The following is a 15,748-nucleotide window of genomic DNA, read 5'->3' as shown; positions in this document are numbered from 1 at the left end:
CTAACATCATCCTTCACGTCTCACGGGCAAAGGAGCAGGTTGGACTCCTACTTGGACAATTTGCCCATTGCGTTCCACTTCTATTGGTAACTTAGTACCGATTTTGCTCTTTTCTACTAGCTTTTGTACTTCTTCAATTTTAGTAACAGGCTGGTTATTAATGCTTTTAATCACATCGCCAACTTGTAGTCCAGCCACAGATGCAGGCGATCGCGGCACAATCTCAACCAGCAAAACGCCGTCATCTGCTGTAATATTTAAGCCATCGCCTGCTACATTTTTTATTCTTTCTTTATTTTCTGGTGTCAATGTCACCATCTGAACACCCAAATAAGGATGATCGACTTTGCCTTTAGCAATTAATTCTTGGGCAATTTTTTGCACAGTGTTGATGGGAATAGCAAATCCTAAGCCTTGAGCGCCTCGAATAATAGCTGTGTTCATCGCAATTACCTGGCCACGAGCATTTAACAATGGGCCACCGGAGTTACCAGGATTAATCGCAGCATCCGTTTGGATGTAATCAACCCGCTTGTCACTAGCACCGATATCGCTACCAGAGCGACCTGTAGCACTAATAATCCCAGAAGTGACGGTATTATTCAAGCCTAAAGGGTTACCGATAGCTATTACTGCTTCTCCTGGTTGCAAGGCATCGGAGTTACCCACAGATAGAGTTGGCAGATTATTAGCGTCAATTTTGATCGTAGCCACATCTGTTACTGGATCTTCACCCAAAACTTTCCCGTCAAAAGTTCGGCCATCTTTGAGTATGACAGTCACTCTATCAGCACCATCTACCACATGAGAATTGGTTACAATTTGACCTGAAGAATTAATGATAAATCCAGAACCGCTACCCTGCTCTACCCGTTGTCTAGGCTGTGGCGCTGCGTCTTTAAAAAACCGCCTGAAAAATGGATCGTTAAATTCGTCTGGTACGCGAGAAGTGATTGTTCGGGAAGAATCAATGCGAACTACCGCAGGCCCCACATTTTGCACTACTTTTACCACAAAATTAGGATCTCCAGACGACGAGAAAATCGGCGGGGGGACAATTAGTGGATTAGGTTCTATTGTTTTTTGGTCTTGAGTGTCGCTTTGTCGAGTCTCAAAGGTCTTGGCTGGTAGAACAGAGCAGCTCCCCAAGAACACCACTGCTACCCCATATGAGAGTATCCACAACCTGTGGGGAAAACCCCTGGTATCAATCTTTTTGGGCGCTAAATCATGGTTTGTTGTCTTCATGTGTCGTTGCTTCTCCGTATCAATCGGTGGTGTGCCTACCGGGTATATCCCAAAATGATTACAACTTAAAAGCTTATTCTAGGTCTAGCGTGTCTCAATGCTAAATTGGTGCTTTATCTTCTATTGTGACGATTAGCAGTAAAGGTGGTGGATAATGGAAATTCCTATAGAAAGTCTGTGGAGTCAGGTACTAGAGCGCCTACAGCTTGAACTATCCCGACCCACCTTTGAAACTTGGATCAAAACTGCTAGTGCGGAGCGATTAGAAAATAATTGTTTGGTAATCCGTACTCCTAACCCATTTGCTCGTAATTGGTTACAGAAGTATTACATCAATACTATTGCTCATGTAGTACAAGATATTCTGGGTCATCCGGTGGGTATTTATATTACTGTTGCTCAAGGTGATGAAGTTTCTCATTTTAGTGAACGAGAGATTTCTTGGGAATCACCAAATCCTAGCAGTATTTCTGAAGCTGTTCCTAATCGTAACCAAAAAACTACTGAATTAAACTCAAAATATGTATTTTCGCGATTTGTAGTTGGTGCTAACAATCGGATGGCTCACGCTGCTTCTTTGGCAGTTGCGGAATCTCCAGGTAGGGAGTTTAATCCTTTATTCTTATGCGGTGGCGTAGGTTTAGGTAAAACTCATTTGATGCAGGCTATTGGTCATTATCGCTGGGAAATTTCTCCTGATTGTAAAATATTTTATGTTTCTACTGAGCAGTTTACTAATGATTTAATTACAGCGATTCGTAAAGATAGTATGCAAAGTTTTCGAGAACATTACCGAGCGGCTGATGTTTTATTAGTTGATGATATTCAGTTTCTGGAAGGGAAGGAATATACTCAAGAAGAATTTTTTTATACTTTTAATACTTTACATGAAGCTGGTAAACAAGTTGTCATTGCTTCCGATCGTCCTCCTAACCAGATTCCTAGCTTGCAAGAACGTCTTTGTTCTCGGTTTTCTATGGGGTTAATTGCAGATATCCAAAAGCCGGATTTAGAAACTAGAATGGCAATTTTGCAGAAAAAAGCCGAGGATGAAAATATTTGTCTTCCTCGTGACGTGATTGAATATATTGCTTCTAACTATACTTCTAATATTCGAGAATTAGAAGGGGCTTTAATTCGGGCGGTGGCTTATATTTCTATTTGGGGCTTACCGATGACGGTGGAAAATATTACACCAGTTTTAGAACCGCCTAACGAAAAAATGGCAGCTACCCCAGAAGCAATTTTAAAGGTTGTGGCGGCTAATTTTGATGTTTCAATAGACGACCTCAAAGGTAACTCACGACGAAGAGAGATTAGCTGGGCGCGTCAAATAGGAATGTATCTAATGCGTCAACATACATCCCTGAGTTTGCCGAGAATTGGAGAGGAGTTTGGTGGTAAAGACCATACAACGGTAATCTATAGTTGCGATAAAATTACCCAACTCCACGAGAGCGATCGCACTTTAGCACAAACACTACGCCAACTGAGCGATCGCATCAATATGACTAGTCGTTCTCAAAAACCATCCTGAAAATGTATTTTAAGTTTTCCACAACCAGCGCTCCGATCATTAGCGTTAACAGCTAAATAATTAGTCGAAAATATTAAGTATCGTATAAAAATTGATTAAATTTAACTTAGATTGCGGAAAAAATCTTACTTTTTGTGGAAGATTCTGTGGAAAACTTGATATTTTGCTGGTAAAACTTAATTAAGTATAATTACCTTGTGGAAAAGTACTTGAGTTTTTCCACAAGTTTTCCACAGATAATCAACTTGCCTAATATCAAAAAGAAACAGTAATAAATTAGACTTTTCAAACAACCTCTAATACTCTACCCAGATTTTTGAGTGCTACTCAAGAGCTACTCAAAAATGGCTAGAAAAGGCTATTCATTAATTAGGGGGTAATTCCAAACTAATGTGCTTCTTCCTTGTCCACACAGCACTTCCAAGCTCGCTTGTCTACAGTACTACTCAATCGCTACTCAAAAGCACCATCTTTATCCCGATTTTTAGCGATCGCAAGCAACGATCGCGCTACTCAGATACTACTCATTTTTTGCGATCGCACTTTATAACCATTCGGTCTGCTGCACCGAGTCGAACGGCTTACCACATTCCTGCTGGCAGGCGAGAACAGCTACCCGCTGATATCCTCCCACTGGATGCAGGGCGATCATTTATCATTTTAGTCATCTAGACAGTAAAAAGCTTCTAGCCTCTATGTGACAAAAAGGGAATTATGACTCAAGACGAATCTGAAATTTTCAACCTACTTTCTAAAACTGGCCCGTTACGAGCCGTTCAAATTCATAAAACTCTACACATGGGTTTTCATCGATTATATCCAGCGATAAGCCGACTCAGAAAGCAGGATTTCATACAAGGTCGTAAACAGTTTCCGAATCAATTGGTTTACGAACGAACAGGTTTAAAGCCCCCTTTGTGACAAACTCAGATTTTGCCCAATGCCCAATACCAAATTGTCTAGAGTGAATCCCCAAAGTTACCCGTGGTGATTAGTGCCTTGGTTGCGAATCAAATAGGCTTTAATTTCTTGCAGCTTCTCATTTTGTTCTTTTATCTGCTTTTCAATATCTTCAAAGCCGTGGGCTATGTTTGCGGATATTTGTTTTTGATTGTTAACTAAATGATAAAAGTCACGCCTTTCATTTACCGCTTTCTCAGCGGCGGCTTCTGCTTTTTGAATAGCTTGTTGGTTCTCAAGAGCAGCTTGCTGTTTCTCAAATTTAATTTTGTTCAGCCACCAAACAAGCCAGCCTGAAACAGCACAAATAAAAGATAATAAAAAACTAGCGAGTTTTGGATCAAACTGCGACATTAATTTATGGCAAACCCTTTATTTATTTTAAAATCAAAAACACAGTATCAAGGTTCTCCAGAGCAAATACGAATTGAACTAGAACCGTTAAAAGATGAATTTTCAGAGGATTTTTGGGCTGACCCCAAAAATCCCTCTGGACGATGTGAGTTTTATATCAAATCTTCTCAAAGTCAAAATTATCCAATTGGAGCAAAATTTAGACTGGCAATTATTCTCACACCAGTCTAAATTATTTAGTCCACAATCATTTTTCTGGTTTCAATTACTGCACTAATAGGTTTATTAGCAAATTTACCTAATCCTTTCCAAGTTAATTCAACAAGCCCGCCAGCAGCTTTTTTTTCCTCAATCGTACTAGCTTTACTCCCGGCGTAACGAACTCTTTTAATTGCAACAACTTTTTTGGTATCAGTATCTTTGAGTTCTACTTCTGCGGTTCTAACAATTCCATGTAAAAGTAAATCGCCGATATCTGTAAGTACTACTTGCCCTTCATGAGTTGCAGTTACATCTTTAATGCCAGTAGCTGTTGCCCAATCATTATCTTTGTAAATTTCTTTTGCACCTCGAAAGTAAAAAGTAAATGGCTTTTCAGTTGCATCAAGTGCAAGTTGAGTCCCTGTAACCGCCAGTGTTGCGTAAAGTCCCATGCTAATTTCTCCTCAGTTATTAATTTTTGTTTAAATGAAGTTTCGATGAGTTTTGACACAGGCGCTCTTTACGTATAAAGAGCCGATTTGTTTCCCAATCATGTTTTTGAAGGGTTTTGTAGACGGGCATATTACTATCTTTCGCTTTGTAGCTTTTCCATCTACTGTTGCAGCAAGTCCGACGCTTATTTTATGAGCAAGACCGTTTGTTTCTAAATCTGTAGTAGAAGTTTGGCGTAGAGAATCTGGTGGCGGACTTGGCATATCTACAAGTCCAATAGTCTCTTTTATCCCGTCGTAAATATCTTTATCAAGATGCAAAGCATAGTTAATATTGTCAATTTTCAACAAATATGATTTTAGAGTTGCCATAAGTAAAATTGCTCATTACTGACACAAGTTGGATTTTTCTCCTCTATTGCTATTTTATACTGACTTATTCAGTGTATAAAGAGTGTATAAGGGTATTGGAACCCTATAGGGTTCTATTAAATTCGACAGCACAAGGACACGGTACAGATATCAATTACCTCGACTTATGGCAAAAAATTGACCATTTGCTAACCGTCCTACCAATTGAAATTCTTCATTATTCGCACCCCAGATAGTTATATTTGCTTTGTAAGCATTAACGGTTATATTTGGTCGCCAAGTAGGAGCATTTTCTTGTTTTCCAAGGACAGTTATTTGTTGGGGTGCAATTGTATTGTCACGTTTAGGTTTAGTAGTTTTAAAAATTTTATCGTTCCAAGTTTTACCAATAGATTGAACTACGTATTTAGCAACGCGCTCAGCTTCTACTTCATCTAAACAGTAAAGCTGTAAATTTAGCCCATCTACTAGTGAAATGTACCAGCCAATAATTTTACCTTTTTTAAAAGTAAATCTATTTTGAAAAAAATGTTGATAAACTAATGCTGCCATAGCATTCATTTTTGTAAAGGTGAATGATTCACTAGTTTCATCCATTAATCTCCAGCTAATTCGTGCATTTTTTGGATATTCACCTCTAGGTACTGATATTAAACTTTGTTGAAATTCTACAGATATTTCTGGATGATATTTAACATCAGCATCTAAATCAATTTTTGGTTGACCAATAATAATAGGTTTTAGATGCGTTTTTTGCACTTCCTCGCGGAAAAATCTTATTCGTTGTTGGGCAATCAGAATTGAATCATTTAATTGTACCAAACAAAGATTTTTAACAGCTTCTCTTTGGGAATTTATGGGTAAATCAGAAAAATGTGCAAGCACTTCTGAATTATAAGAATCACCATTTATTAAGGCTTTTCTAATTGCAGCCCAATCACGAATGCTCATAGTAAAGCCTCCCAATTGAAATTAGGAGTATTTAATTGTTGAATTTGTTCTGCTCTTTGATTAGAGGCAGTAGTTACAGCTTCTGAAAAAGAGTTATCTAATTGTTCAGCAGATTGTTTAATTTCTGCTGCTAGTTGTTTGGCAGTTATTGGGGTATTAGTTATTGTGTCGCTAGCGTCCAAGCCTTCGGTATTAGAACTAGCAGTTATCTCAGAAAGTTGTTTAAGCATTCCACTTTTAAGTGGAATATTAGCAGGAGTGTAAAGCCAGTTGTTTTCTGACAAAAGCCCATCATCTTGAAAAGCGTTGAATCCCTTGCCTATTAATGAAGCTGTAGTTTCAAGGGCATCAATTAAATTAGAACCAACTTCGCGTACTTCATTAAGAATATTTCCCCCAACATCACCGACCTCTCCAGTTATAAGACAAAGCTTGCTCTCAATATTTGTTAAAGAAGCCATTTGATAAATCAACCAGGCTTCTAATTTTTTTGGGCAATGAATCGTTCTATCTCTAATAATAGGAGTTCTATCTTGGTTACAACCGACTACAGTCTGAACAGATATTTCAACAATATCAAAATTATTGGGTTTTATATCACACTGTTCGCCTTGAATTTCAAACATTTGGTCAAAAATAGCTTTAACTTCTAACTCCATACCAGGAAGCACTTTTATTTTTTTTGCTTCTTTTAGAGCTACAGGTTTATGCGTTTCGGGGTCGCAACTATCAAAAGTTTTAATTTCTATCTCAACTAATTGATAACACTCCTGAGCAGCAACAGCCGCTATCTGCTCAAAGTTAAGCTTTTCTTGCGATTCAGTTCCCTTGATGACTTGAATTGGTTTGTATTCAAATTCAGGTGTTTTAGTTTCAGTGTTGCATCTGTTAAAGGTTTTAACAGTAATATCTGTAAATTCCACTTTCGCCTTTTCTCCTTTTTCCCCTTCTTCACCTTTCTCTCCTTTTTCCCCTTCTTCACCTTTCTCTCCTTTCTCCCCTTCTTCACCTTTATCGCCTTTCTCCCCTTCTTCACCTTTATCGCCTTGCTCTCCTTTCTGTCCGGGTTCTCCTGGTGAACCGGGTTCTCCTGGTGGCCCGGGTTCTCCTGGTGGCCCGGGTTCTCCAATTCCTGGTTCTCCTGGTGGCCCGGGTTCTCCAATTCCTGGTTCTCCTGGTGGCCCGGGTTCTCCAATTCCTGGTTCTCCTGGTGGCCCAGGTTCTCCAATTCCTGGTTCTCCTGGTGGCCCGGGTTCTCCTGGTGGCCCGGGTTCTCCTGGTGGCCCGGGTTCTCCAATTCCTGGTTCTCCTGGTGGCCCGGGTTCTCCTGGTGAACCGGGTTCTCCTGGTGGCCCGGGTTCTCCAATTCCTGGGAGTCCTGGCTCACCAGGAGGGCCAGGAGGGCCGGGAATTGCATCTCGCGCCGCATCTGCTAACGCTCTCAGCGCATCAACTTTGGCTACCTCGGCATCAACTTTGGCTACCTCGGCATCAACTTTGGCTACCTCGGCATCTGCTAGCGCTCTTTCTGCATCAACTTTGGCTATCTCTGCATCTGCTTTGGCTATCTCTGCATCTGCTTTGGCTACGCCTATTTCATCTTGTAAACCAATAATCTGATCCTGAACAGCAGTTACTTCACCCTCTAATCCTGTAACTTCACTTTGGACGCTTACAAATTCGTCCTGAATTCCGATAATCCGAGTTTCCATACTTGAGACTTCACCCTCTAAACCAGAGATCTGTCCATCTATAGCGGAAATCTCGCTCTGAACACCTGAAACTTCAGATTGTAGTCCTGAAACTTCACCTTGAACACCTGAAACTTCAGCCTGAACACTAGCCACTTCAGCTTGAACACCTGAAACCTCAGCCTGAACACCTGAAACCTCAGCCTGAACACCTGAAACTTCAATTTGAATGCCAGCCACCTCCGCTTCTAATGTTGCAGCCGCCGCCGCCGCCGCCGCCGCCTCTCCAATTGCGGCTGCAATTGATGCTACAAGTGGCCCAATTGCAGCCGCGATTAAGGGAGCCGCAACGACTACGATTAAGGCGGCTAAACCAGCAGTAATAAGTATTAGTTCTCCTTTTAGGTATTCAATTTCACTATCTAACTCGCCTAGATGCCGATCCTGATCTCCTTGCCAGCTAATCAAATTGTGTATTTGTGGCTCTATAGCAGCTTTAGACTTTTCAACAGCTTCATTGACAATCGATTCCCGATCAACGCCGTCTCTCTTTAACGCTGCTATCTCGTTGAGCGCTTGCATTGCTAAGTCGTAATCTGCGGTTACTCCCTGCTCTGCATGATTTGCGGTGCTTAGAGCTTCATTCGCAATTGCCTCTACACTTTGGGCACACGCTAGAGCATTATCAGCTGTAGTCTGTGCCCTTTTACAACTAGCTTCAGCTTCATTAGCTCCTTCCAAGGCATTAAAAGCTATTTGCTGGGCGTCGTTCGCTGTACTTTGAGCTTGTTTTGCTTCATTCCTAGCATTAATCGCTATTGACGAAACCTCTACTGCAAGATGATCCGCGTTGATGGCAGTACTTTGAGCTTGTTTTGCTTCATTCCTGGCATTAATCGCTATTGACGAAACCTCTACTGCAAGATGATCCGCGTTGGTAGCAGTAGTTTGAGCATCGGTGGCAGTACTCTGAGCATTTTTTGCTAAATTGATAGCTTCATTTATTTGAGCAATTAAACTATCAATTTGACTTTGCAATTGCTGACAGCAATCGCATTGATGACCAGCACAATTATTAATATTTGAAAGTTCTGATATTAGGGTTTGTCCAGCGCTAGACATCTAGCAAACCTCACTGTTAATTTTAGAAATTAAGCCTTCAATTGAGGAAAATTCATCTTGGTCAATGCAAACTTTTCCAAGTGGGCAAAATGTCGTGGGGTCAACGCACTGCTTACCCTGACCGCAACTCCCACCATTAGCACAAACAGCTTGACAATCAGCTAAAGATTGATAAATTCCAGGTGTTTTATATTGGGTTGAACTAATACATTGACCATTAATACAGTCGTATTTAGCGGTCGGTGTAGCATCAACATTACAGCTAGCTTGGTCTGATTGAAAAATGGTATAACTACCATCTGCAAAAGAATAATAGTTATTGAATTGAGTGTAAGCGTAGCCCCAATAAGCCTGATCCGCGTTATTAGAGTGATAAGTTATTTGAGGTTCGGTCTCATAATATATCCCCCTTTTAGTAGTATGATTTTGGCCGTCAACTACGTTTCCAACTATGCACCATCCCATTATTTAATACCTTTTACTTCGCTGCAATTAAATACTATTTGGATCAAAGGTGGGAGCAGCGTAATTACCGTAAAATCTCAAAGCATATTGAAATTGAGTTTTAGGCGTACCATTTCTTACTATTGGGGCGTTGTTGGTTAAATCGCTAGTAGCCAACACCGAAGCGTCGGTATTAGCATTTAACCAAGGGTGAGCAGTAGCGACAATTGCGGCGTAGATTTCTAATGGTGTGGGGTTAGCACCTGTTAAAGCGGGTAAAGCTGTTAAGGGTATTTGCAATACTTTAGGTGAACCGGAGAAACTAGCGCCGGCTCCAAATAAATCAGTGATTAATGGTTGTGTCATAAAACTAAAATTTTGAAGGGTAATACATTAGTTTTATGAGCAAGTTACTTGTCTGTAAATGTTCCAGTTTTATGTAATTTCGGAAGTGTTTGTACTGACTTCAAGTCTTGCTATCTTTACATCTGAGAGAAAGCGCTGTTGTAAACATGCAGAAATCCACCTATTTTGCCTTCTTGCAAGGTTAAACAAGAACTTAATTTAATTTACACTCCCTCCTTCACCCGCGTTTATACAGGGAGAATAATTGTAAATTTTTGTTAACAAACTCTGATTTCACCAAGGATACATAGGATTGATGCTTCAGCTAGGCAATTGTATTTTTTATCCAGTATCCTGAACCAAGTTATAAAAATCTGAGGGCATCACGTGGCTACACCCGACTTTCTAGACAGATTAACTGGCTTTGTTCAAGGCGCGCTCGCTTCTATCCAAGAAAATATTCAGCTTCGGGCTGAAAACGCCAAACTAAAAGCGGCTAATGCCGAATTGAGTCTCAAGATTGAAGTGATTACCTCATCTTTCGATGAGGATGAGAAGCAAAAAGCGGACACAGCGACAAAGTTAGCCTCTCTTGAGCAACTTCTTACAGAGTATGAGTCAATATCTGTGCCCGTTGCTGTCGCTGCTTAAAACCTCAAGAAATCGATTGTGATCGCTTTGGTGAAATCCAAAGCGATCGCAGTAATTACTAATCACCAAGTGGCGAATTATGATTAGCCGCTCAATTTTCTTAGTTGACTTGGCTTGAATGGCCCATAAGAGTCAGTGCCCGTTCTGGTTTTCCCTTCAATCCAGATACCGCCAGGGTGAACACCGCTGATTGTGAATACTCTGTCGTTGAATTTTTTGTGATCATCCAAGACCGCCACCTCTTCACCAGCTTTGAACTCTGGCAGTGGGTAAAGTTCAGACAACTTAACCCGAATTTTATCTGTGGGATTCCCGGCTTGGTAAACTTCGGCTTCTGGCAGGGATTTAAAAAGCTTCCATATCATTACTTGGTTATTGAGTCGTGGCGACCAGTAAATACCCTTTTCCTCAAAATCTGCTTGTTTCAGAGGAGATGAGTTCAAGGTTTGTAGTACGTGACTGTTATCATCGAGGCGATCGCGCGAGCCTTGGATCACCTCGTGATCACCTTGCGATCGCCTTGACGGATCACCTTCTGGAATGCTTGCTGGTTCTGCATTTTCGCCAAAGGTGATCAGGTGATCTGTCTGAACATCGATTTTTGACTCTGATTCGGGATTTGATAAATTTGCAATTTCTGATGTACTTAGATGATCACCTTGCTTTATATTTCCTAAATAATCTTGCACTACATTGTTTTCAGACTCATCACAAAGGTGATCACTCAAGGTGATCACAAGGTGATCATAGGGTGATCCATCATTTTTATACATCTCGGATGACTCGCTAATTACTGCCGACTGACAAGCATTTGAGTCATTTTTAGAGGTGATCCTCGGAGATTGTGTGACTATTGCAGTTTGTAAAGGATTGTCTGTACTACAATTTTCGTATTCCTTGGCGATGTAATACAGCTTCGCTGTGCCGCTAGCCGTTTTCTCGTCAAGGTTCACCATCCCATCCCTGGCTAACTGGTATAAACATCGCCTCGCATTGCCGGATGTAGCGTTGATCCCGTGGGCAACCTCTTCAGACTCGAATTTAATGTTGGCGTGTTCTTGCAAAAATTTAACGATCTGGTCTTTAGTAGACATATCTGGGGAACCTAATTCTTGTCCAACCTCCTCTAACAGCGAGAAGCTAAAATCTTCTTCGTTAAAGAACAGGCGATAGCTTACTGGGAAGCGGCGCGATCGCGATTTCTCAATCGTGAGAATTTTCTCTTGAACGTTGGCGCTGGGGTTAGTGTCTTTCTCAAGCTTAATTACTTCGGAGACAGCATTCTTAATTGCCGTAGACCCTCTGGCTTGTCCATTTCTGTTGGTGTGGTGAACGACGACTACTTGTATCCCAGTCTCGGCCGCGAACTTGTTTAGCTCCAGAATGGGGCGGGAATATTCTGTTCTATTTTCGTCGTAAAGGGAGTAGCGATTGGCAAAGGTTAGGGAGTCGATCATCACGATCGCAGGCTTGAATTCAGCAGCATCTTGGTAAAGAGTGGGCATAGCATCTGTGTTCCAGCCAAATCTGACCCCTGTCTTTTCACGGACTTCTGTGCCTGGCTTGAATCCGCGTTTGTTCAAAGCCTGAAGCATGTCGTGTTTTGACTCATCCCCCTGGTAAATAAGCACCCGCCTTCCATCGGAGGTCGCAGGGAAGCCATTCCAGTTTTCACCGTTGGCTATGCAGTAGAGCAGATCATAAAGTAATTTGGTTTTACCAACACCACCGTCGGCAATTAAAAGTGTTGTGGTTGCCTGTGCAAGCATTCCCCCCAAAAGCCATTTTCTTCCCTCTGTGCCCACTTCTTCTTCAAGCTGATCTAAACTTTTACGTGGCTCGACTGTGGCGCATAGCGATTTCATGTAAAGGTCTTCGAGTGCCTTAACTCCTCCTCTAATCTCAGGATGAGCATTAGCCAGTTGGTTAAGCCTGTATAATTTCAGTGTAGGATTAGGCGTTTTAAGATAAACATTTTCTAGTTCACTTATTAGCTGGTTGCAATGCCAAGACTCATTTTCTTCTTTTGTTGGGGCAACTGGTGCTGAGATTATTTCTTTAACTTCGTTCTCAAATGCTACACAAACATTTGTCCACTCTATCTCAGTATCATAAGCTAAACTTTCAAGTTTATTAGCCGTTTTGATTGCTTCTCTACGCTTGGCATTTATGATAATTATGGCGGCTAAACTGTCGATATTGACTGCACTAACTGTTCTGTCAACAAGCGTGGCTAGTTTATTTCTGCCACCGATTTTTACCAGTAAATCATGGTCTGATAACCAGCTACTAACGTGCAACAAGTCTGTTGGCTGTCTTTTCTTAGAAAGTCTTAGGCAGGCTTGGTAAATGTCTTTGTGTGCGCCGATATAGAAATGCTCTGGCTTTAGTCTATCTTTAACTCGATAGATTGCCGCAGGGTCAAGAAGTATTCCACCCAGCACCACTTCTTCTGCTTCAATATTACACGGCGGTAGCCTGTTATTGTCAGGTTTAAAGCTTGGTTCTTCGGTGTATGTGTAGGGGATTGCTATCATTACTTTGTCCCCCGATTAGCTAGCTTTGAGTTGTTTAATGTGGTAGAATTTGTGAAAGTGACGGTTATTCTACCGCCTAATCTCGTTAAATATTTAATCATTTATTTTTCCTATCTTTTTAGTTTTGGATTCACTAGTTCCTAATTAGTGAGTTTTTTTTTGCGTGTGATAAATTACTGAGTTGCTATTGAAACGCTGGGATTAGAAAGGGTCGATCGCGATTCTAGGGATTGGGTGCTGAAGAATCGGTAAGTTGCAGGTACAACAGAAAGTTATCCAACTGGTCAAGGGACAGTGAATAGCGCGATCGCACCCCGTAAAATTTCTCTAAATGTTCTCGACCTTGGGCTTGTGTCCATTGCAACCGCTGCATTTGAACGTCTATCTGGTTCATTAGGTCGTTGAACTTTCGGGAGATCATCAATTGGGTAGTGGTTTGCTTGGCACGAGCCATCGACAAAGCAATACTAAAAATCTCTGGGCTTTCTGCAAATAACCGAGGCAAGCCAGCAATTATCTGAGCGGCTAATGTTTCGGCGTGCTGGTCAGATGTGATTGCTGGAATCTGGCTTTTGATGTAGTCCATCAAAAGCTGGGTTGATTGGGTTAGTGCTGTATCCGCCATTAGTTGATAGTTGGGAGTAATGGGTTGAGCGATCGCTTAAGGGAATTTGCTGCGAAGGTGTTCTGGTATTCGCTGCCACCAGGTTTTGGTTTCCCCGTTTTCGTCCAGAATGGCGATGTGAAAGTATTGGGGAAAGTCGGGATGCTCAACGTTGATCCACTCTGGCAAGGGTGGTAAGTATTTATCTATGCCTGGAAATAATTCGCTATTGTCTGGTATCTGAGAAGGTTCTTGTTTACTCATAAAGTCCTTGTATTTGGTAATTAGTCACTGCGATCGCTCTCCTAGCAGGCGGGTACGCCATCGCAATCTTTGGGTGGTTTTTAGTTCATCGTCTGTGGGGCATTGCGGCTTGCTTTGTTTTTTACAATTGCCGCTACCTCTTTGAGTTCGTTTATTGCCGATGGGTTCTCTAGAAACACATTCGGCAAGTTTTTCAATACAACGGCTGCTACTACTGTGGATTCATTAGGTGTTAATTCTGGGTGAATAGTGCGGATGTAGTTGATGAATTGGTCTAACTCGTAGAGGACGAGGATTCTCGCGTCAACTAACTTTGGTGAAATTCTTCGTTTAATCATTGGTTATTCCTCGTTGGTCAAGAGCGATCGCACGGCGGTAAAGTCAACGTAATAGTCTTTGTTTGCCCGGAATTCAAAGGCTGCACCAAGTTCAGTGATTTGGAGCGTAATTTCCCCAGATGGTGTCGCTTTCCGGTGAGTTAGGTTTTCGTCGATAGGAGAGGTAGCAGGTGTAAGAATAACTGTTGCTGTCTGGGTTTCGCGGTTAAAGGTACTCTGTTGACAGGTGAATTTAGCTCTGATCATTGGTTTTATTCCTTGGTGGTCGGCGGGAAAACTTAGGGAAGGCGGATCGAGCGTCAACTTGATCCGCCAAGTCGTTTACTGAAAGAGAATGTTAAATGAACGATCCAGTAATTTTGAGTGGCAATGAAGTAATCAGCATTGCCAAAGAACTGAGCTTTGTGAATGCCAATCTTTTAAAGTTTGAGGACATAGACAAACACATCGGAGAAGCTATAAAGTCGAATTTTCCTAATTACAATGTTTGGACTGGTGAAATTAGGGGAGGCAATGGCGTTAGTGCTGAGGTTCTCCAACCGGGCAAAGACTGGCAGACGGGAAGGCTGAAGCTGATAGTCAGTTATCGTGTGGAATTCACTCCTGATAAAGTGCCTGGGTCAGAGTCTCCTTTAGATGATCTCCGATCGCAACTCAATCCCGAATAATCACAGATGTATCGCCTCTGGTTTGAAATGAGGCGATAACATAAGAAAAACCGTCTTACTTATACAAGTAGGACGGTTTATGCAGTTTCTTCAGTTGGTTCTTCGAGACTTTCTACTAACTCTTCAAATTGACAAATCCTTGACTGAAGATAATCTATTTCCTCTTGAGTTTGTTGAATAAGAGACTGTTTAGAAGCCACCTGATCGCGGTAGTCGTGGATCAGTTGGCTAACTGTTCCCCCAGCAGCCGTTTTTCCGACGGAGACATTAAGTGAGTCCGTGCGATACGCTCTATGAGTTCGCTGCGACTGATTCCCAAAGCTTTCGCCCTGCTGGCCAGTATTTCTGCGCTCTCTGAGGTTAGCGTAACGGTAAAGTCTTTCTTGTTCTGTCCATACAGCCGATGCGTTGCTTTCCGACCCATCTATATTACCCATGTAAACTATTCCTATTTTACCCATGTAATATGTTGCAGTCTTTACCCATGTAATGTTAACATGATTCAAGATTGCATGGGTAATTTCATTGTATGCAATCTTCTTCCCAACGCCTACCCCTTTGCGTTGCAACCGGAGCAAGCACCCGCGCCACCTTGCGCGGAAACACCCTGTACCCGATGTTCAATGCCTAATACCCAACTCCCAACCAGACAGAGATAGCAGCCTGTAGCCATTGTGCAAATGAAAGACCTGCTGGGAGTTGAAAAAAGAAAAAGCGACCACTACGCGCCAGCGATCGCCTTTAAACAATGTGAATGGAATTTTATCTTAAGGAGATTTTAACCGACTTATTAGACAAGTGACCGCCGCAGCGCTGGACACACAAAGCGCTCAAGTCCAGACTAGGCAGGGATTATGCAAGTAAGAGCTATCGCTTTAGGGCTGAGATAGAGCGACTTACGAGGCATTTATCACCGACTTACGAGGCATTTATCACCGACTTACGAGGCATTTATCACCGACTTACGAGGCATTTATCACCGACTTACGAGGCATTTATCACCGACTTA

20 protein-coding genes are annotated in these 15,748 nt (G+C 41.8%); 6 read left to right on the top strand and 14 right to left on the bottom strand.

Annotation, left to right across the window (positions count from 1 at the left end):
* Positions 1 to 6: 6 nt before the first annotated feature.
* Positions 7 to 1,248, bottom strand: a complete 1,242-nt coding sequence (locus tag V7K46_RS12600) for an HhoA/HhoB/HtrA family serine endopeptidase (protein WP_335113518.1) — start codon at positions 1,246 to 1,248, stop codon at positions 7 to 9.
* A gap of 154 nt (positions 1,249 to 1,402) precedes the next feature.
* Here V7K46_RS12600 and dnaA point away from each other — a divergent pair, with 154 nt between their 5' ends.
* From dnaA to V7K46_RS12585, 3 genes are all read left to right on the top strand, one after another.
* Positions 1,403 to 2,785, top strand: a complete 1,383-nt coding sequence (gene dnaA / locus V7K46_RS12595; protein ID WP_335113516.1) for a chromosomal replication initiator protein DnaA — start codon at positions 1,403 to 1,405, stop codon at positions 2,783 to 2,785.
* Between the two features lie 390 nt (positions 2,786 to 3,175).
* Entirely contained in the window at positions 3,176 to 3,457 is a 282-nt protein-coding gene (locus V7K46_RS12590; RefSeq protein WP_335113514.1) for a hypothetical protein, read from the top strand.
* Positions 3,458 to 3,499: 42 nt separating this feature from the next.
* A complete protein-coding gene (locus tag V7K46_RS12585) occupies positions 3,500 to 3,706 on the top strand; it encodes a hypothetical protein (protein ID WP_335113512.1) in 207 nt (68 codons plus the stop codon).
* A 57-nt stretch (positions 3,707 to 3,763) separates the two neighbouring features.
* Here the strand turns inward: V7K46_RS12585 and V7K46_RS12580 are convergent, their stop codons facing one another.
* Positions 3,764 to 4,099: a hypothetical protein gene (locus tag V7K46_RS12580; protein ID WP_335113510.1), complete on the bottom strand. Its 336-nt coding sequence runs from the start codon at positions 4,097 to 4,099 to the stop codon at positions 3,764 to 3,766.
* Positions 4,100 to 4,105: 6 nt separating this feature from the next.
* On the opposite strand from V7K46_RS12580, the gene V7K46_RS12575 reads away from it, so the two are divergent.
* A complete protein-coding gene (locus V7K46_RS12575) occupies positions 4,106 to 4,330 on the top strand; it encodes a hypothetical protein (protein WP_335113508.1) in 225 nt (74 codons plus the stop codon).
* Between the two features lie 5 nt (positions 4,331 to 4,335).
* Here V7K46_RS12575 and V7K46_RS12570 read toward each other — a convergent pair whose 3' ends face one another.
* The 6 genes from V7K46_RS12570 to V7K46_RS12545 all read right to left on the bottom strand — a co-directional run bounded on the left by V7K46_RS12570 (position 4,336) and on the right by V7K46_RS12545 (position 9,698).
* Complete coding sequence (locus tag V7K46_RS12570) at positions 4,336 to 4,752, bottom strand: hypothetical protein (RefSeq protein WP_335113506.1); 417 nt, start codon at positions 4,750 to 4,752, stop codon at positions 4,336 to 4,338.
* Positions 4,753 to 4,782: 30 nt separating this feature from the next.
* The gene (locus V7K46_RS12565; RefSeq protein ID WP_335113504.1) at positions 4,783 to 5,124 is read right to left on the bottom strand and encodes a hypothetical protein; all 342 of its coding nucleotides are present in this window, start codon (positions 5,122 to 5,124) and stop codon (positions 4,783 to 4,785) included.
* A 150-nt stretch (positions 5,125 to 5,274) separates the two neighbouring features.
* Positions 5,275 to 6,075, bottom strand: a complete 801-nt coding sequence (locus V7K46_RS12560; RefSeq protein WP_335113502.1) for a hypothetical protein — start codon at positions 6,073 to 6,075, stop codon at positions 5,275 to 5,277.
* Positions 6,072 to 8,888, bottom strand: coding sequence for a hypothetical protein (locus tag V7K46_RS12555; protein WP_335113500.1), 2,817 nt, complete (start codon positions 8,886 to 8,888; stop codon positions 6,072 to 6,074). The genes V7K46_RS12560 and V7K46_RS12555 overlap by 4 nt, the downstream gene beginning before the upstream one ends.
* Positions 8,889 to 9,353: a hypothetical protein gene (locus V7K46_RS12550; RefSeq protein ID WP_335113498.1), complete on the bottom strand. Its 465-nt coding sequence runs from the start codon at positions 9,351 to 9,353 to the stop codon at positions 8,889 to 8,891. It abuts the gene before it with no gap.
* Positions 9,354 to 9,380: 27 nt separating this feature from the next.
* Positions 9,381 to 9,698: a hypothetical protein gene (locus V7K46_RS12545; RefSeq protein WP_335113495.1), complete on the bottom strand. Its 318-nt coding sequence runs from the start codon at positions 9,696 to 9,698 to the stop codon at positions 9,381 to 9,383.
* A gap of 366 nt (positions 9,699 to 10,064) precedes the next feature.
* On the opposite strand from V7K46_RS12545, the gene V7K46_RS12540 reads away from it, so the two are divergent.
* Entirely contained in the window at positions 10,065 to 10,328 is a 264-nt protein-coding gene (locus V7K46_RS12540; protein WP_335113493.1) for a hypothetical protein, read from the top strand.
* 83 nt (positions 10,329 to 10,411) lie between these two features.
* Here the strand turns inward: V7K46_RS12540 and V7K46_RS12535 are convergent, their stop codons facing one another.
* The 5 genes from V7K46_RS12535 to V7K46_RS12515 all read right to left on the bottom strand — a co-directional run bounded on the left by V7K46_RS12535 (position 10,412) and on the right by V7K46_RS12515 (position 14,317).
* On the bottom strand, positions 10,412 to 12,865 hold the full coding sequence (locus tag V7K46_RS12535) for a DnaB-like helicase N-terminal domain-containing protein (protein WP_335113491.1): 2,454 nt from the start codon (positions 12,863 to 12,865) through the stop codon (positions 10,412 to 10,414).
* Between the two features lie 223 nt (positions 12,866 to 13,088).
* Positions 13,089 to 13,490 (bottom strand): hypothetical protein, encoded by a 402-nt coding sequence (locus tag V7K46_RS12530; protein WP_335113489.1) that lies wholly within the window; start codon positions 13,488 to 13,490, stop codon positions 13,089 to 13,091.
* A gap of 36 nt (positions 13,491 to 13,526) precedes the next feature.
* On the bottom strand, positions 13,527 to 13,733 hold the full coding sequence (locus V7K46_RS12525; RefSeq protein ID WP_335113487.1) for a hypothetical protein: 207 nt from the start codon (positions 13,731 to 13,733) through the stop codon (positions 13,527 to 13,529).
* An 80-nt stretch (positions 13,734 to 13,813) separates the two neighbouring features.
* A complete protein-coding gene (locus V7K46_RS12520) occupies positions 13,814 to 14,071 on the bottom strand; it encodes a hypothetical protein (protein ID WP_335113485.1) in 258 nt (85 codons plus the stop codon).
* 3 nt (positions 14,072 to 14,074) lie between these two features.
* Positions 14,075 to 14,317 (bottom strand): hypothetical protein, encoded by a 243-nt coding sequence (locus V7K46_RS12515; protein WP_335113483.1) that lies wholly within the window; start codon positions 14,315 to 14,317, stop codon positions 14,075 to 14,077.
* A 95-nt stretch (positions 14,318 to 14,412) separates the two neighbouring features.
* Here V7K46_RS12515 and V7K46_RS12510 point away from each other — a divergent pair, with 95 nt between their 5' ends.
* Positions 14,413 to 14,739: a KGK domain-containing protein gene (locus V7K46_RS12510; protein ID WP_335113481.1), complete on the top strand. Its 327-nt coding sequence runs from the start codon at positions 14,413 to 14,415 to the stop codon at positions 14,737 to 14,739.
* A gap of 77 nt (positions 14,740 to 14,816) precedes the next feature.
* On the opposite strand, the gene V7K46_RS12505 is transcribed toward V7K46_RS12510, so the two are convergent.
* Entirely contained in the window at positions 14,817 to 15,176 is a 360-nt protein-coding gene (locus tag V7K46_RS12505) for a hypothetical protein (RefSeq protein ID WP_335113478.1), read from the bottom strand.
* Positions 15,177 to 15,748 lie beyond the last annotated feature (572 nt).

The organism is Nostoc sp., from assembly GCF_036917395.1.
Classification (GTDB): Bacteria; Cyanobacteriota; Cyanobacteriia; order Cyanobacteriales; family Nostocaceae; genus Nostoc.
Note: the sequence above shows the minus strand (reverse complement) of the source record. Positions and strands in the feature narration are given on the sequence as shown.

Bases quoted from the DNA above. Each gene is read 5' to 3' on its own strand.
- V7K46_RS12545 (WP_335113495.1), bottom strand. From the start codon at position 9,698: ATGACACAACCATTAATCACTGATTTATTTGGAGCCGGCGCTAGTTTC.
- V7K46_RS12510 (WP_335113481.1), top strand. From the start codon at position 14,413: ATGAACGATCCAGTAATTTTGAGTGGCAATGAAGTAATCAGCATTGCC.
- V7K46_RS12550 (WP_335113498.1), bottom strand. From the start codon at position 9,353: ATGGGATGGTGCATAGTTGGAAACGTAGTTGACGGCCAAAATCATACT.
- V7K46_RS12530 (WP_335113489.1), bottom strand. From the start codon at position 13,490: ATGGCGGATACAGCACTAACCCAATCAACCCAGCTTTTGATGGACTAC.
- V7K46_RS12570 (WP_335113506.1), bottom strand. From the start codon at position 4,752: ATGGGACTTTACGCAACACTGGCGGTTACAGGGACTCAACTTGCACTT.
- V7K46_RS12525 (WP_335113487.1), bottom strand. From the start codon at position 13,733: ATGAGTAAACAAGAACCTTCTCAGATACCAGACAATAGCGAATTATTT.
- V7K46_RS12520 (WP_335113485.1), bottom strand. From the start codon at position 14,071: ATGATTAAACGAAGAATTTCACCAAAGTTAGTTGACGCGAGAATCCTC.
- V7K46_RS12535 (WP_335113491.1), bottom strand. From the start codon at position 12,865: ATGATAGCAATCCCCTACACATACACCGAAGAACCAAGCTTTAAACCT.
- V7K46_RS12575 (WP_335113508.1), top strand. From the start codon at position 4,106: ATGGCAAACCCTTTATTTATTTTAAAATCAAAAACACAGTATCAAGGT.
- V7K46_RS12600 (WP_335113518.1), bottom strand. From the start codon at position 1,248: ATGAAGACAACAAACCATGATTTAGCGCCCAAAAAGATTGATACCAGG.
- V7K46_RS12505 (WP_335113478.1), bottom strand. From the start codon at position 15,176: ATGGGTAATATAGATGGGTCGGAAAGCAACGCATCGGCTGTATGGACA.
- V7K46_RS12555 (WP_335113500.1), bottom strand. From the start codon at position 8,888: ATGTCTAGCGCTGGACAAACCCTAATATCAGAACTTTCAAATATTAAT.
- V7K46_RS12590 (WP_335113514.1), top strand. From the start codon at position 3,176: ATGTGCTTCTTCCTTGTCCACACAGCACTTCCAAGCTCGCTTGTCTAC.
- V7K46_RS12580 (WP_335113510.1), bottom strand. From the start codon at position 4,099: ATGTCGCAGTTTGATCCAAAACTCGCTAGTTTTTTATTATCTTTTATT.
- V7K46_RS12565 (WP_335113504.1), bottom strand. From the start codon at position 5,124: ATGGCAACTCTAAAATCATATTTGTTGAAAATTGACAATATTAACTAT.
- V7K46_RS12515 (WP_335113483.1), bottom strand. From the start codon at position 14,317: ATGATCAGAGCTAAATTCACCTGTCAACAGAGTACCTTTAACCGCGAA.
- dnaA (WP_335113516.1), top strand. From the start codon at position 1,403: ATGGAAATTCCTATAGAAAGTCTGTGGAGTCAGGTACTAGAGCGCCTA.
- V7K46_RS12560 (WP_335113502.1), bottom strand. From the start codon at position 6,075: ATGAGCATTCGTGATTGGGCTGCAATTAGAAAAGCCTTAATAAATGGT.
- V7K46_RS12585 (WP_335113512.1), top strand. From the start codon at position 3,500: ATGACTCAAGACGAATCTGAAATTTTCAACCTACTTTCTAAAACTGGC.